The organism is Pseudomonas idahonensis, assembly GCF_037903935.1.
GTDB classification, from domain to species: Bacteria; Pseudomonadota; Gammaproteobacteria; order Pseudomonadales; family Pseudomonadaceae; genus Aquipseudomonas; species Aquipseudomonas danubii.
This window is the reverse complement of sequence record NZ_CP149586.1, coordinates 1186936-1202448: the sequence shown is the minus strand read 5'-3', so window position 1 is coordinate 1202448 and position 15513 is coordinate 1186936. Positions and strand designations below refer to the sequence as shown.

Annotated in this window: 14 protein-coding genes; 5 read left to right on the top strand and 9 right to left on the bottom strand. The window is 61.8% G+C overall.

The genetic code is table 11. The features are described from left to right. Window positions 1-79: 79 nt before the first annotated feature. On the bottom strand, window positions 80-811 hold the full coding sequence (locus tag WIN67_RS05430) for a thioredoxin fold domain-containing protein (protein WP_102861304.1): 732 nt from the start codon (window positions 809-811) through the stop codon (window positions 80-82). A 149-nt stretch (window positions 812-960) separates the two neighbouring features. Next, window positions 961-1857 (bottom strand): site-specific tyrosine recombinase XerD, encoded by an 897-nt coding sequence (gene xerD, locus WIN67_RS05425; protein ID WP_102861303.1) that lies wholly within the window; start codon window positions 1855-1857, stop codon window positions 961-963. Between the two features lie 107 nt (window positions 1858-1964). On the opposite strand from xerD, the gene WIN67_RS05420 reads away from it, so the two are divergent. Continuing rightward, the gene (locus tag WIN67_RS05420; protein WP_339070733.1) at window positions 1965-3767 is read left to right on the top strand and encodes a sodium:proton antiporter; all 1803 of its coding nucleotides are present in this window, start codon (window positions 1965-1967) and stop codon (window positions 3765-3767) included. 57 nt (window positions 3768-3824) lie between these two features. On the opposite strand, the gene WIN67_RS05415 is transcribed toward WIN67_RS05420, so the two are convergent. Then, the gene (locus WIN67_RS05415) at window positions 3825-4238 is read right to left on the bottom strand and encodes an acyl-CoA thioesterase (RefSeq protein ID WP_102861301.1); all 414 of its coding nucleotides are present in this window, start codon (window positions 4236-4238) and stop codon (window positions 3825-3827) included. 327 nt (window positions 4239-4565) lie between these two features. On the opposite strand from WIN67_RS05415, the gene WIN67_RS05410 reads away from it, so the two are divergent. Beyond that, entirely contained in the window at window positions 4566-6692 is a 2127-nt protein-coding gene (locus WIN67_RS05410) for a DUF4132 domain-containing protein (RefSeq protein WP_339070732.1), read from the top strand. 58 nt (window positions 6693-6750) lie between these two features. On the opposite strand, the gene rplS is transcribed toward WIN67_RS05410, so the two are convergent. The 5 genes from rplS to ffh form a co-directional block, all read right to left on the bottom strand. Next, entirely contained in the window at window positions 6751-7101 is a 351-nt protein-coding gene (rplS, locus tag WIN67_RS05405) for a 50S ribosomal protein L19 (protein ID WP_007927677.1), read from the bottom strand. Between the two features lie 45 nt (window positions 7102-7146). Then, on the bottom strand, window positions 7147-7920 hold the full coding sequence (trmD, locus tag WIN67_RS05400; protein WP_170001093.1) for a tRNA (guanosine(37)-N1)-methyltransferase TrmD: 774 nt from the start codon (window positions 7918-7920) through the stop codon (window positions 7147-7149). After that, window positions 7902-8438: a ribosome maturation factor RimM gene (gene rimM, locus WIN67_RS05395; RefSeq protein WP_102861299.1), complete on the bottom strand. Its 537-nt coding sequence runs from the start codon at window positions 8436-8438 to the stop codon at window positions 7902-7904. The genes trmD and rimM overlap by 19 nt, the downstream gene beginning before the upstream one ends. Before the next feature lie 5 nt (window positions 8439-8443). After that, the gene (gene rpsP / locus WIN67_RS05390) at window positions 8444-8695 is read right to left on the bottom strand and encodes a 30S ribosomal protein S16 (protein ID WP_007927680.1); all 252 of its coding nucleotides are present in this window, start codon (window positions 8693-8695) and stop codon (window positions 8444-8446) included. Between the two features lie 249 nt (window positions 8696-8944). Further along, window positions 8945-10321, bottom strand: coding sequence for a signal recognition particle protein (gene ffh / locus WIN67_RS05385; RefSeq protein WP_339070731.1), 1377 nt, complete (start codon window positions 10319-10321; stop codon window positions 8945-8947). A gap of 208 nt (window positions 10322-10529) precedes the next feature. Between ffh and WIN67_RS05380 the strand changes: the two genes are divergently transcribed. The 3 genes from WIN67_RS05380 to WIN67_RS05370 all read left to right on the top strand — a co-directional run bounded on the left by WIN67_RS05380 (window position 10530) and on the right by WIN67_RS05370 (window position 14200). Beyond that, window positions 10530-11342: a cytochrome C assembly family protein gene (locus tag WIN67_RS05380; RefSeq protein ID WP_110596447.1), complete on the top strand. Its 813-nt coding sequence runs from the start codon at window positions 10530-10532 to the stop codon at window positions 11340-11342. Window positions 11343-11351: 9 nt separating this feature from the next. Continuing rightward, entirely contained in the window at window positions 11352-12581 is a 1230-nt protein-coding gene (locus WIN67_RS05375; RefSeq protein ID WP_123393639.1) for an HlyC/CorC family transporter, read from the top strand. Between the two features lie 302 nt (window positions 12582-12883). Beyond that, the gene (locus WIN67_RS05370; RefSeq protein ID WP_265074221.1) at window positions 12884-14200 is read left to right on the top strand and encodes an MFS transporter; all 1317 of its coding nucleotides are present in this window, start codon (window positions 12884-12886) and stop codon (window positions 14198-14200) included. Between the two features lie 77 nt (window positions 14201-14277). On the opposite strand, the gene purT is transcribed toward WIN67_RS05370, so the two are convergent. Next, complete coding sequence (purT, locus tag WIN67_RS05365; protein ID WP_102878495.1) at window positions 14278-15459, bottom strand: formate-dependent phosphoribosylglycinamide formyltransferase; 1182 nt, start codon at window positions 15457-15459, stop codon at window positions 14278-14280. Window positions 15460-15513 lie beyond the last annotated feature (54 nt).

Sequence of the window (15513 nt, the reverse complement as noted above, 5' to 3'; positions counted from 1 at the left end):
CAGCGCGGCTCTCTATTAATGCCCCTCCGGTTGCACCCGGAGGAGCATGATCGTCAAAGGCTAGCGTGACGATGCAGGATTATTTCGCACCCAGGGCCAGTTTGGCGATCTGCGGTGCCGGCTGGTAGCCGGGAATGACTTGGCCATCAGCCAGGACGATGGCCGGCGTGCCATTGACGCCGATCGACTGACCCAGGGCGAACTGCTTGGACACCGGGTTATCGCACTTGGCGGCCTTGATTTCCTTGCCGTCGACCATTTTGTCCATGGCGGCTTTCTTGTCCGCCGAACACCAGACCGCCTGCAGCTGCTCATCACCCGGCGAACCCAGGCCCTGACGCGGGAACGCTACATAGCGCACTTCCACACCCTGCTTGTTCAGTGCCGGTATTTCCGCGTGCAGCTTGTGGCAGTACGGGCAGGTGGTGTCGGTGAACACGGTGATATGGGTCTTGGTCTCGCCGATGGCCGGATAGACCACAGTTTCTGCGACCGGAATACCGTTGATCAACTTGGAAATGCCCAGGCGTTCGGTTTTTTCCGTCAGGTTCACCGGTTTGCCGTCCTTGAGCTGGAACAGATAGCCCTGGACCACGAACTGGCCATCGGCGCTGGCATACAGCACGCGACTGCCCTTGAGCTTGACCTCGTACAGCCCGGCCAGAGGACTGGCGGTGATGCTCTCCACCGGCACTTCGAGCTGCAGCGTCTCGAGGCTCTTGCGGATGGCTTTCTCGGCACTGTCATCGGCCACGGCGAAGGTGCTGAGCAACGCCAGGGAGGCGGCGGCAAAAATCTGGGTCAAACGCATGGGAACTCCTGAAGGCGGGCAAATGGGCAACTGGGAGCGGTCGCAATGGCAACGGCCCGCAAACACCCGTTTTGCAAACCGGCAAAGCCTACCACATCTGTTTGCCGGCACCGACTACGGGCGACGCAAAGCGCCACCCGGGAGCCAAATCAACCCCGCGGGTGATGCTTGGCGTGCAGATCCTGGAGGCGGGCACGAGCCACATGGGTATAAATCTGGGTGGTGGACAGATCACTGTGGCCCAGCAACATCTGCACCACTCGCAGATCGGCCCCGTGATTGAGCAAGTGCGTGGCGAAGGCGTGGCGCAGGGTGTGAGGCGACAGCGCCTTGCCGATCCCGGCGACCTTGGCCTGGTGCTTGATCCGGTGCCAGAAGGTCTGCCGCGTCATCTGCTCGCCACGCAAGCTGGGAAACAGTACATCGCTGGGCCGCCCGCCCAGCAGCTCGGCCCGGGCATCACGCATGTAGCGCTCGACCCAGACAATCGATTCCTCGCCCATGGGCACCAGGCGTTCCTTGCTGCCCTTGCCCATGACTCGCAACACGCCCTGGCGCAGGTTGACCTGTTCCAGGGTCAGGCTGATCAGCTCAGTCACCCGCAGGCCGCAGGCGTAGAGCACCTCCAGCATGGCGCGATCGCGCTGGCCGATGGCCTCGCTCAAGTCCGGCGCCGCCAGCAACGCTTCGACATCGGCCTCCGACAGGGACTTGGGCAGCGGGCGTCCCAGTTGCGGCATATCGATCTGCAAAGTCGGATCGATCTCGATCAGTTTTTCTCTCAGCAAATAGCGATAGAAGCCCCGCACCCCAGAGAGGAATCTGGCCGTAGAACGGGGCTTGTAGGCTTGCTCCACGCGCCAGGCCAAATGATCGAGGATCAGCTCGCGTCCGGCCTGCGGCAACTCCACCCCCTGCTCCTGCAACCAGCCGTTGAACAGCGCCAGGTCACTGCGATAGGCATGGCGGGTGTTGTCGGACAGGCCTTTCTCCAGCCACAGGGCATCGAGAAAACGGTCGATCAGGGGGTGGTCGATGGCGGGCATAAAGACTCGAAAGGCACGGCCCAGGGGCCACGCGTAAAAAAATAGTGAACTGCGCAGAGGGTCGCTAGTCTTTCATAGCCAGCCATTTCAAGGAACAGGGTGCATTGATGAGTGAACAACAGATTCTGCTGGCCTTCGGCGGCATCGGCGCGGCAGCACTGGGCTGCCAATGGCTGACCTGGAGGCTGAAACTGCCAGCCATTCTGTTCCTGCTGCTGAGCGGCATTCTTGCCGGTCCCGTGCTGGACTGGCTCGATCCCCAGGAGATGTTCGGCCCGCTGCTGATGCCCCTGGTGTCCCTGGCGGTAGCGCTGATCCTGTTCGAAGGCAGCCTGACCCTGCACCTCTCGGAATGGCGTGAAATCGGCAGCGTGGTGCGCCGCCTGGTGACCATCGGCGCGCTGTCCACCTGGGCGGTGATCACCCTCGCCACCCATTGGCTGCTGGGCTTCGACTGGATGCTGGCCCTGCTGTTCGGCACCCTGACGCTGGTCACCGGGCCGACGGTGATCGTGCCCATGTTGCGAGTGGTGCGACCCAAGGCCTCGATCGCCAATATCCTGCGCTGGGAGGGCATCGTCATCGACCCTATCGGCGCCCTGCTGGCCGTGGTGGTCTACAGCTTCATCATCGCCAGCGCCGCCGGCGAGGGCCTGAGCCACAGCCTGCTGACCTTTGGCGGGGTGATTCTGTGCGGCAGCCTGTTCGGCATCGCCGGCGGCTGGGTCCTGGGCACCATCATGCGTCGCCAGTGGCTACCGGAGTACCTGCACAACCTGGCGACCCTGGCCGCAGTCCTGGGAATCTTCATCGCGTCCAACCAAGTGATGCACGAATCCGGCCTGCTGGCGGTGACGCTGATGGGCATGTGGATGGCCAACATGAAGGGCGTGGATGTCCGGCACATCCTGCACTTCAAGGAAAACCTCAGCGTGCTGCTGATTTCCGGGCTGTTCATCCTGCTGGCAGCGCGCCTGGACCTCAAGGCACTGATCGCCCTGGGGCCGCTGGTGCTGATCCTGCTGCTGGTGATCCAGTTCATCGCTCGCCCGCTGAATGTGTTGCTGTCCACTGCCGGCTCCAGCCTCAACTGGCGTGAACGCGCCTTGCTGGCGTGGATTGCGCCACGGGGGATTGTTGCGGCAGCGGTGTCGGCCATCTTCGCCATCCGCCTGGATGAAGCCGGTCACGAGGGGGCGTTGCTGCTGGTGCCACTGACCTTTGCCGTGATCATCGGCACCGTGGTCCTGCAAAGCGCTACTGCCCGGCCCTTGGCGCGCCTGCTCAAAGTCGCGGAGCCCGCTCCCAGCGGCTTCCTGATTGTCGGCGCCAATGGCCCGGCCCGCACCATTGGCAAGGCCTTGCAGCAGTTGGGCAGCCGAGTGCTGCTGACCGACTCCAGTTGGGAGAATATCCGTGCAGCACGCATGGAAGGCCTGCCCACCTATTTCGGCAACCCGGCCTCGCAGCACGCCGACGCGCATCTGGATCTGGTGGGATTGGGGCATTTGCTGGCGCTCTCACCTTCAGGCGAACTCAACACCCTGGCGGCCATGCGCTTTCGACACGACTTTGGCCATCAGCGCCTTTATGCCCTGGCCAACAGCCAGGAAAGCCGACGCACCGACAAGCACCGCGCCAGCCACGAACATCGCGGCCAGCTACTGGGCAGTGAGGCCCTGACCTACACCAAGCTGGCCAGCCTGCTGGGCCAAGGCGCCGAGCTGTACAGCACGCACCTGACCGAAGCCTTTGGCTGGAACGACTACCAGACTTTGCACGGCGAACGCGCAACCCTGCTGTTCGCCCGCGACAGCAACGGCTGGGTGCATGTAATCACCCCGGAAAGCGGCCTCAAGCCGACGGCTGGCTGGACCCTGCTGGCACTGATCCAACCCGAGTCACTCTAGGAAGCGGGTTTGCCGGCGAAGGGGCCCGCAGGAACGCCTTCGCCGGCAAGCCGGCTCCTACGCTGCGAATCCCGGAAGCACCGGCACCGGGCGCTTGTCGTCATCGATGGCGACGAAACTGAACAGACCATGAATGGCCTTTTCCCGTCCGTCGCAACTCATGCTCTCGACAAACACCTCTACCTCAACCTTGAGGCTGGTGTTGCCCACCTTCACCACCCGCCCTACCAGCTCGACAATAGAACCGGCGGCAATCGGATGATTGAAGTCGATACGGTCGGTGGAGACTGTCACCAGTGGCAACCGGCAAAAGCGCGTGGCGGCGATAAACGACACTTCGTCCATCCAGGCCAGGGCGGTGCCGCCGAACAGGGTGTTGTGATGATTGGTGGTGGACGGGAATACCGCCTTGGTCACACGGGTCACCGAGAGTTCGGTACGACGCTGGATTTCTTGCTCACGAAGGGTCATCGGACTACTGCCTGAATGGATAGATCCGCGCAGGGGCACGCTGCGGGCATGGAACGCCGATGAGCGCTGCAAGGCAGCGACCAAAGGCTTGATGGGAACAATCGGGGGCCGCCTGCCTGTGGATAACAACAGGCCAGGAACGCCGGGAGGCGTGTGACGCACCCTGGGCGTTCCGTGCAGGCTGCACGGCGCGGGCGATCACACTTTATTGGGTCGGCGAGTATATCGCCGCCCGGCAGGGGCCGAAAGAACCCGGCAGGGGTCAGAGGTCACGATCGGCGATAAAAAATGCGATCATCCGCGCCCCCAACAAGGAGAATCGCCGTCATGGATGCCCTTTCCGCGCCTTCGCTCGTCGAGCACCTGCAGCAACGCCTGAGCGCCGCGACAACGGATCATCCGAGTTTCATTGGCGCGCCCATCGATATCAGCTCACTGACACCCGCTCAACTGGGCAGCCTGTGGCCGGCTATCCGCCGAGCACTGCGTACCCCTGAAAACCCGGCTGCGCAGCAACTGGCGACATCGATTGTGCAGCAGGCCGCACAGCTGGAACTGTGCCCAGCCCTCGATCAAACCACCCTGCTGGAGGTGCTGCGCACTTGTCTGAGCGGGCAGGAGGCGGTGGAGCAACTGGCCTATCACAGCGGCAAACCGAGCAGTGCACTGAGCAGCGAGTTACATAGAATCCTCGGCGAACCCTCGATACGCTGGGCTGCGGACTACCACCAGACGTACGTATTGGCGCAATGGCTGGATGCACAAGCCCAGGCAGCCCTGCACCGTTGCGTGGAACAACACTACGCCGATGCTCCCTACGTCCGACAGGAGTTCGAACTGCTTGAACAACTGGAACCGCAATCCCGACTGGCCCTTGCCAGCAGCGAGTACTGGACCGGTCATCACTCACTGAGCAGCGACCCCGCCACGGCGCTGGCCGACGATGCTGCCTACGTCGAGTTCTCCCAGCAGATCCTCAACACCGCCGCCCAGCGCCTGGAAGATATTCACAGCGGCGCCACCCCCTATGTGGCCGATGGCGCCTTCAGCACCCATGACACGCCAGTAATCGCCCGTGCCGCCCGGATCGCCCTGCGGCGCGATGCGCCCTGGCTACCGCCACTGATGGACACTTTGCTGACCAAGGCTTGCGTCGCCCCAACCCAGGCCAAAACCGCGCCGTCGCAATCCCTGGCCATTGCCCTGGGTCATTGCATCGAACAGATACCAACGCCGGAAAGCGTGCAAACGCTGCGCAGCGCCCTGAGCCTGGTGCGACATGCCGGCCTGCAGAAAAAACTCATGCGCAATCTCAAACCCGCCGAGCGCGGACTGGCCCAACGCCCCGAGATTGCCCTGCGCCTTGCCCCAATCAGTGCTCCCGGAAAAGCCCAGCACGCGCTTCTGGCCAGTTGCCTGGAGTCAGGACTGTGGCAACACTTCGAGCTGTCTTTGAGCGACTGGAGAAGGCAACTGGTGGATTCTGCCGTGGGCGCGCCCTTTGCCCACTCGTTGATATGGGTGGCTCACAACGACTGTGGCCAACGCTGCAGTTTCCTATTGACCCATAACGCGCAAGCTCTTGACGTGCGGGGTCAGCCGCTGCCCCTGGACGCCGGATGCCGGATTTCGCTGTGGCACCCCCTGTCGAGCGACGAAGCAGAGCGCCAAGCGTGGCAAGCCGTGATCACCGAACGCCAGATCAGGCAACCACTGCGCCAGGTATTTCGCGAGCACTACCAGGCACCCGACCATGAGCTGGAAAGCCCCTCCTACCAGGCATTCGCCGGGTACAGCCTATCCATTCGCCCATTGATCGGCCTGGCACGCCGCGAGGGCTGGAAGATCGACAGAGACGGTAGCCTGAGCCGGAACCTGAGCGACATCCGAGTGACTCTGAATGTCGACGTGCCACTCTATCCCGGCTTACAAGGGCACTGCTTGTCCGGCGCCACGTGCTTCGCTCGTCGCACCGAGAAACACTGGCAGCCTGTGCTGCTGAAAAATGTGCCGGTGCAGGTTTTTTCAGAGGCTTGCCGAGCCATCGATCTGCTGGTCAGCATCAGCGCTTTCGCCGTTGAAGAACTGACGCAGACCGCCGCTGGCATTCCTCTTCCCCAGGCCTCGCCAGGCAAGCGCGAAGAGCGCCTGAATCGACTGGCCGGGCACAATCTCACGCAAATGACATTGATGCGCCAACAGGTGCTGAATACAGCCTTTGCGACCCACATCAAAGCAGGAAAGCTGAGTATGGATGAGCGCCATGTGCGGGTCGGTGACTACGCCGTGCACTTGGTGACCGGGCGCGTGTCACGCGATGGAGGCGCGGTGGACCTGCCACTGGCGGCACAAAGTGGCAAATTGGCCGCCCTGCCCTGGCTGCCTTATGACGAGGTACTGCTGGAACGGATCGCCAACACGGTCTGCGCCCTGCTGAACCGCTCCGGGCATTAAATGACAGGCAACAAAAAAGCAGCCCGTAGGCTGCTTTTTTCTGCATCGGAAGCTGGACTTAAACCAGTTTTTCCTTGATGCGAGCTGCTTTACCCGACAGGTCACGCAGGTAGTACAGCTTGGCTTTACGCACGTCACCGCGACGCTTGACAGCCATGCTGTCGATCTGCGGGCTGTAGGTCTGGAAAGTACGCTCTACGCCAACACCGTTGGAGATTTTACGTACGGTGAACGCGCTGTTCACACCGCGGTTGCGCTTGGCGATAACTACGCCTTCGAACGCCTGCAGACGGGAACGATCGCCTTCCTTCACTTTCACCTGAACGACAATGGTGTCGCCCGGGGCAAAGGCTGGGATCTCTTTGGTCATCTGCTCTGCTTCGAGTGCAAGGATGATTTTGTTGGTCATGCTGTGCTCCTAAGGTAAATCGTCGGATCTACCATCGATACGTTGTTAACTATCGTCCCGCTCGCGGAGATATTCCTCGAGCAGCTTCTTCTCTTCTCCAGAAAGCGAGCGGCTTTCCAGAAGATCGGCGCGTCGTTCATAGGTCCGACCAAGGGACTGCTGTAAACGCCAACGCCGGATGTGTGCGTGGTTGCCACTTAGCAACACGTCGGGAACACGCTGATCCGCATACACCTCCGGTCGGGTGTAGTGCGGGCAATCCAGCAGACCGTCCGTGAAGGAATCTTCCTCCGCGGAATCCACATGCCCTAAAGCTCCGGGCAGCAGTCGCGTAACCGCATCAATCAGGACCATCGCCGGCAGCTCGCCACCGGAGAGTACATAGTCGCCAATCGACCACTCTTCATCGACATGAGCTTCAATAAACCGCTCGTCAATGCCTTCATAACGACCAGCAATCAGGATCAATGCATCCTCATTCGCCAACTCGCGTACCGCCGACTGATTCAGTTGACGGCCTTGGGGCGACAGGTAGATCACCTTCGCACCCTCCCCGGCTGCGTTTCTGGCCTGAACCAGTGCATCCTCCAGGGGCTTGATCTTCATCACCATGCCAGGGCCACCGCCAAACGGGCGATCGTCCACAGTGTGATGTCGATCCGTGGTGTAGTCTCGCGGATTCCAACAAGTGAGCTGCAAGAGCCCCTGTTTCACCGCGCGGCTGGTTATGCCATATTCGCTGATGGCGGAAAACATCTCGGGAAACAAACTGATCACTTCTACGCGCAAGTTAGCCACGCTTAGAAGTCCGCATCCCATTCCACCTTCATCTCGCCCGCTGCCAGATCGACGGCCAACACGCATTGCTCGGTATAGGGCAACAGGCGTTCGCGATCATCCAGGCTGCCAGCGCAAGGCTTGACCACCATTACATCGTTCGAGCCGGTCTCCAACAGGTGATCGATCTGCCCGAGCAGTTGCCCGAGGGTGTCGATGACCTTGAGACCTTGCAGCTGGTACCAGTAGTACTCGCCGTCGGTCAGTTCAGGGAACAGGTTGCGCGGCACGCAGATCTCGTAACCGGCCAGAAGACGAGCTTCTTCGCGATCATCAAGACCCTTGAGCTTTGCGACCAGGAACTTGTCGTTCCCGCGTCCGCTGACCAGCTCAACCTGTTTCACGCTACCTTCGCGCTTGAGCGTCCAGGTTTTGTAGTCCAACAGGTTTTTAATCGGATCAGTAAAGGAAAAGACCTTCACTTCGCCGCGAACGCCATGAACAGAGTAGATTTTGCCGATAACGATCAAATCATCAGCAGGAGCTGGCGTCGCGTTCATAGGGTTCAGGCTGCAGCCTTAGCCGATTCCTTCAGCAACTGAGCAACGCGCTCAGAAGGCTGTGCACCAACGCTCAGCCAGTAGGCTACGCGCTCTTGGTTCACGGACAGGCGGACTTCTTGACCACGAGCGATCGGGTTGAAGAAGCCAACTTGTTCTTTGTGCGAACCGTCGCGTGGGTTACGGCTGTCGGTCACGGTCAAGTGGTAAAACGGGCGCTTTTTGGAGCCGCCAAGGGCAAGACGGATTGTTAGCATGTGAACATCGTTCCTGTAGTCGGTGCTGCAAATCTAAATGCACAGCGGGCATGGGTGCCCGAAAGGCCGCATATTCTAAGGAATATCCGGACTTTTGCAAATGACTTTTTCCGGCGCCTATCGGCTGCCACTCAGATTTGCTATGGAGCCGCCGCAAGCGGCAGCGAGTGAGCGCACCCCAATCGAGGGTTTGCTCGAGATTCCACGTCCCCGTGGAATAGCGCCGACATGACTGCCGGCGCGGATTCTTCACATTTTCGGCATGCCGCCGCCGGGCAACATGCCGCCCATGCCGCGCATCATCTTGGCCATCCCGCCCTTGGCGGAGAACTTCTTCATCATCTTCTGCATCTGCTTGTGCTGCTTGATCAAGCGGCCGATGTCCTGCACCTGGGTACCGGAACCCATGGCGATCCGGCGCTTGCGCGAACCGCTGATCAGCTCAGGGTCGCGGCGCTCGGCCGGGGTCATGGAGTTGATGATGGCTTCCATCTGCTTGAACTGCTTTTCAGCGGCGCTCTGTGCGTTGCCCATCTGCGCCAGATTGACGCCGCCGATGTTCGGCAGCTTGTCCATCAGGCCGCCCAGGCCGCCCATGTTCTTCATCTGTTGCAGTTGGTCGCGGAAGTCTTCGAGGTCGAAGCCCTTGCCCTTCTTCAGCTTCTTGGCCAGCTTGTCGGCCTTTTCCTTGTCGAGGGTCTGCTCGGCCTGTTCGATCAGGCTGAGCACGTCACCCATGCCAAGAATCCGCGAAGCGATACGTTCAGGGTGGAATGGCTCCAGCGCCTCGGTCTTCTCGCCCATACCGATGAACTTGATCGGCTTGCCAGTGATGGCCCGTACCGACAGTGCGGCACCGCCACGGGCGTCACCATCGACCTTGGTCAGGATCACCCCGGTCAGCGGCAGCGCGTCACCAAAGGCCTTGGCGGTGTTGGCAGCGTCCTGACCGGTCATGGCGTCGACCACGAACAGGGTTTCCACCGGCTTGATCGCCGCATGCAGCGCCTGGATCTCGTCCATCATCTCGCCGTCGACGTGCAGGCGACCGGCGGTGTCGACGATCACCACGTCGATGAACTTGAGCTTCGCTTCCTTTATAGCTGCTTCGGCGATGGCCACCGGCTTCTGGCTCAGGTCCGACGGGAAGAAGGTCACACCGATGTCGTTGGCCAGGGTCTCCAGCTGCTTGATCGCCGCCGGGCGGTAGACGTCGGCGGACACCACCATCACGCTCTTTTTCTTGCGCTCTTTAAGGAAGCGCGCAAGTTTGCCGGCGGTGGTGGTCTTGCCCGCACCTTGCAGACCGGCCATCAGCACCACGGCTGGCGGCACGGCGCTGAGGTTGAGGTCTTCGTTGGCCGCGCCCATCAGGCTTTCCAGCTCGGCCTGGACGATTTTCACAAAGGCCTGGCCCGGGGTCAGGCTGCGGGACACTTCGGTGCCGACCGCACGCTCCTTCACCGAGTTGACGAAGTCCTTGACCACCGGCAATGCGACGTCAGCCTCAAGCAACGCCATGCGCACTTCACGCAGGGTGTCTTTGATGTTGTCCTCGGTCAGCTTGGCCTTGCCGGTGACATGGCGCAGCGTCTGCGAGAGACGGTCGGTTAGGTTTTCAAACATGCTCGATCCTTTCAGGCCCAAGGTAGACCGGGGTAATGGCGGCCCAGAGCTTAATAAACAAGAGCTCGATGAGCCTGCGGCGTGGGCAGGTCGCGGATTATAGCGAAGACTGTGCGTGGCGGACACCTCGCCGTCTGCTTGCGTGGTCTTTCAGGGCTGTGGGTTCTATGCCAAACTCAGCGACTTTCGGGCTTGCCTAACAGGATTTATGCTCCCCTTGTCACCCAGCTTGCTACCCACCCTCGCCGCCGCCGTCCTTTATGCCGCTGCGACCCTCTATCAAGGCTCTCGCCTGGCCACAGGCGCCAAGGCAAACAAGCGCCTGCTGGTTATGCTGGGCATCCTGGCCCTGCTCGCCCACGGCATCAGCCTGCTGACCCATTTGCTGACCCCGGCCGGCCTGGGCTTGGACTTCTTCAGCGCCGCCAGCCTGATCGCTGCCGCGGTCATCGCCCTGACCTTGCTGGCCTGCTGGCGGATTCCCGTGGAAAACCTGCTGGTGCTGCTGTTCCCCCTCGGCGCCCTGACTGCGCTACTGGCGCAGTTCGTACCTACCGGAACCGTGCCGGTGATCGATGAGGAACCGGGAATTCTCGCCCACATCCTGCTGTCGATCCTGGCCTACGGCATGTTCACCATTGCGGTGTTCCAGTCCCTGTTACTACTGGTGCAGGACCATCAGTTGAAGAACAAGCACCCCTCCGGGCTGATCAGGAACTTCCCGCCCCTGCAAACCATGGAAAGCCTGCTATTCGGTTTTCTCTGGGCCGGTTGGACCCTGCTGTCGCTGTCGCTGATCTCCGGCTGGCTGTTCGTCGAGAACCTGTTCGCCCAGCACCTGGTGCACAAGACCCTGCTGGCCTGCCTGGCCTGGGTGGTGTTCAGCGTGCTGCTGTGGGGCCGCAACCGCCTGGGCTGGCGCGGACACAAGGCGATTCGCTGGACCCTGGCAGGCTTCTGCCTGCTGATGCTGGCGTACTTCGGCAGCAAGCTGGTTCGTGAATACATCCTGCACATCTGACGACCGGCCATGACCGACTCCTTGCCCTCCGGGCCCATGCTCGCGGTAATCGCCCTACTGATCGTCTGGTCGGGGCTGTTCACTGCCATCGATGCCGCCCAGCAGCACCTGCTGACCCAACGCAACGGCTCACGCTCAGGCGACAAACCGACGGCACAGCTGGCCTTCCCCAAGGAAAGCCTGATCCTGTGCAACACCCTGTGCCGAGTCCTGGCGGTGATCATCAGCACCTTGCTGGCGCTGTTCTACTGGGCGGAAAACGGCCCCTGGCTGGCCTGCCTGATCAGCACCAGCGGCTTGCTGGTGCTGGCCGAGTACTTGCCCCGCACCCTGGCTTTGCGCTACCCGGAAAGCACTCTGAGCTTTGGCAACAGCCTGCTGGCCATCCCCATGAAGCTTGTCTATCCCCTGGCCTGGCTGCTGCAGGCCATCGGCCAGTTGCTGTTGCGCCCGTTCGCCGCCAAGGCCAGCGCGGTCAAGCACAGCGAAGACGATCCGGCACGGCTGGACGATGAGCCCGCGCCCCAGGAACACCACGCCCTGTCCGGCATCCACGCCCTGGACAAGATCACGGTCAATGACATCCTGGTGCCTCGCAGCGAAGTGGACGGCATCAACCTGGACGACTCCATCGACGAGATCATCGCCCAACTGCGCCTGAACAAACGCACGCGCCTACCGGTGTTCCACAGCGATATCAACCAGGTGGAGGCTGTCCTTAATACCCGCCAGATCCGCCACCTGCTGCCGGACGCCAGCCTGACCAAGGAAACCCTGCTGGCCGCCTGCCACGAACCCTACTTCGTCCCCGAAAGCACCCCGTTGCAGTTACAGCTGCTCAATTTCCACAAGCAGCAGCGGCGCCTGGGCATGGTGGTGGACGAATACGGCGAAGTGCTGGGCATCGTCACCCTGGAAGACATCCTCGAAGAAATCGTCGGCGAGTTCGAAAACGAGCACAGCCTGGACAACCCCCATATCCACCCACAGGCCGATGGCCGTTATGTGGTGGAGGGCGCGGCATCGATCCGTGAACTGAACAAGAGCCTAGGCTGGCACCTGCCCAGCGACGGCCCCAAGACACTCAACGGCCTGGTCACCGAAGCCCTGGAAACCATTCCCGACAGCGCCGTGTGCCTGAAGATCGGCCGCTACCGCCTGGAAATCCTCGAAACCGAGGAAAACCGTGTCAGCCGCGTACTGCTCTGGCACACCAGCAGCGTTCCCGCCCGGACCTGACTCGATGCTGATGCCTGCGCCTTGAACCTCTGCAACGGGAGTTTCGGGGCCTGGCGCAGTCACGCAAGACCACCAACGACCACAGCCCTTGTTGGATCGTTAGCAGCCTTTCTATAATCGCGCTGCTTACCCAAGCCCCGCAGATCCGCGTGCTACCCGCACCGAGAACGATCCTGCATGCATCACCCGCCACTGTTCGACGCCACTCCCATCCCGAGTGACGACCGCGCCAAACCCACATCCCTGGGTGCTCGACCATAATAATTCGCTCCACTGGAGCACAGACTGTCAGGGATATCCGCATGACGACCAACACCGCCTACAGCGCCTGCGCGCCCGTTCAACCGAGCAATTCCACCACCCGGGTGGCCACCGCCAGCTTTATCGGCACCGCCATCGAGTTCTACGACTTCTACGTCTACGCCACCGCCGCTGCGCTGGTGATCGGGCCGGTATTCTTCCCCCAGACGTCCGGCACCGCCCAGATGCTCTCGGCCTTTCTGACCTTTGGCATTGCCTTCCTCGCCCGCCCCCTGGGCTCGGCACTGTTCGGCCACTTTGGCGACCGTATCGGACGCAAATCGACCCTGGTCGCCTCCCTGCTGCTGATGGGGGTGTGCACCACCCTGATCGGCGTGCTGCCGGGCTATGCCAGCATCGGAGCCTGGGCGCCGATCCTGCTTTGCGTATTGCGCTTCGGCCAAGGGCTGGGGCTGGGAGGCGAATGGGGTGGCGCAGCACTGCTGGCCACGGAAAACGCCCCGCAAGGCAAGCGCGCCTGGTTCGGCATGTTCCCGCAACTGGGCCCCTCCATCGGTTTTCTCGCCGCCAACGGCCTGTTCCTGGCCCTGGCCATGGGCCTGGATGACGAACAGTTCCGCTCCTGGGGCTGGCGCATTCCGTTTCTGCTCAGCGCGGCGCTGGTGATGGTGGGCCTGTATGTGCGCCTGAAGCTGCACGAAACCCCAGTATTCGCCAACGCCGTGGCACGCCAGGAACGGGTGAAAATGCCACTGGTGGAACTCTTCAGCCAGTACTGGCTGCCAGTGCTGCTGGGCGCCGCGTCGATGGTGGTGTGCTACGCGCTGTTTTACATTTCCACGGTATTTTCCCTGAGCTACGGCGTCGCGACCCTGGGCTACAGCCGGGAAACCTTCCTCGGCCTGCTGTGTTTCGCAGTGCTGTTCATGGCCGCGGCCACGCCCCTGTCGGCCTGGGCCAGCGACCGTTTCGGGCGCAAGCCCGTGCTGATTGTCGGTGCCGTGCTGGCTATTCTCTCCGGCTTCACCATGGAACCCTTGCTGACTCAGGGCTCCACCGCCGGTGTGGCGCTGTTTCTGTGCATTGAGCTGTTTCTGATGGGGGTGACCTTCGCCCCGATGGGCGCGCTGCTGCCGGAACTGTTTCCGACCCATGTGCGCTATACCGGCGCATCGGCGGCTTACAACCTGGGGGGCATTGTCGGTGCTTCGGCCGCACCCTTCTTCGCCCAGAAGCTGGTGGCGATGGGTGGGTTGAGCTGGGTAGGCGGGTATGTGTCGGGGGCGGCGATCCTGAGCTTGATCGCGGTGCTGTGCTTGAAGGAAACGCGCAATAACGATCTGAATCGGGTCGTCTGAGCGACCGCTTCGCGAGCAAGCTCGCTCCTACAGGTTCAATGCAAACCTTGTGGAAGCCAGCTTGCTCGCGATGTTTCTCAGAGTTCGACCACTACCGCTTGCGCAGCGCGGGTCGCCTTGGCCCGGGCGGCCTCGATCGACTCATCACGAGCCAGAGCCACGCCCATGCGGCGCTGGCCGTTGACCTCAGGCTTGCCGAACAGGCGCAGCGCAGTGTCCGGCTCGCTCAGGGCGACGCCGAGGTTGGCGAACGCGGTCTGGGTGGATTTGCCTTCTACCAGAATCACTGCCGAAGCCGATGGACCGAACTGACGGATCAGCGGAATCGGCAAGCCGAGGATCGCCCGCGCATGCAGGGCGAACTGCGACAGATCCTGGGAAATCAGGGTCACCAGGCCGGTGTCATGGGGACGCGGCGACACTTCGCTGAACCATACCTGATCGCCCTTGATGAACAGCTCCACGCCGAACAGGCCGCGGCCGCCCAGGGCTTCGGTCACTGCCTTGGCCACACGCTCGGATTCGGCCAGGGCTTTGGGGCTCATGGCCTGAGGCTGCCAGGATTCCTGGTAGTCGCCCTTTTCCTGACGATGACCGACCGGCGCACAGAAAGTGGTGCCGCCTACGTGGCGCACGGTCAGCAGGGTGATCTCGTAGTCAAAATCGATGAAGCCCTCGATGATCACCCGGCCCTTGCCGGCACGCCCGCCTTCCTGAGCGTAGTCCCAGGCTTTCTGTACGTCATCGACACTGCGCAGCAGGCTCTGGCCCTTGCCCGAGGAGCTCATCACCGGCTTGACCACGCAAGGGAAACCCAGGTCTTGCACCGCCTTGGAATAGTCTTCGAAGGTATCGGCGAAATGGTAAGGCGAGGTCGGCAGGTCCAGCTCCTCAGCCGCCAGACGACGAATGCCTTCACGGTTCATGGTCAGCGAAGTGGCCCGGGCGGTGGGGATTACGGTGAAGCCTTCAGCTTCCAGTTCCACCAGGGTCGCGGTAGCGATGGCTTCGATTTCCGGAACGATGAAGTGCGGCTTCTCAGCCTCGATCACCGCCCGCAGGGCCGCACCGTCGAGCATGTTGATCACGTGGCTGCGATGGGCCACCTGCATCGCCGGCGCATTGGCGTAGCGGTCCACGGCAATCACCTCGACACCCAGGCGTTGCAGCTCGATCACCACTTCCTTGCCCAACTCACCACAGCCACAAAGCAAGACGCGGGTCGCGGTTGGCGACAATGGAGTTCCGATACGAGTCATCTGAAGGTCCTCAAAGGAGCGGATCATCGAGGGCCGAGCGCCAGGCGGGCGACC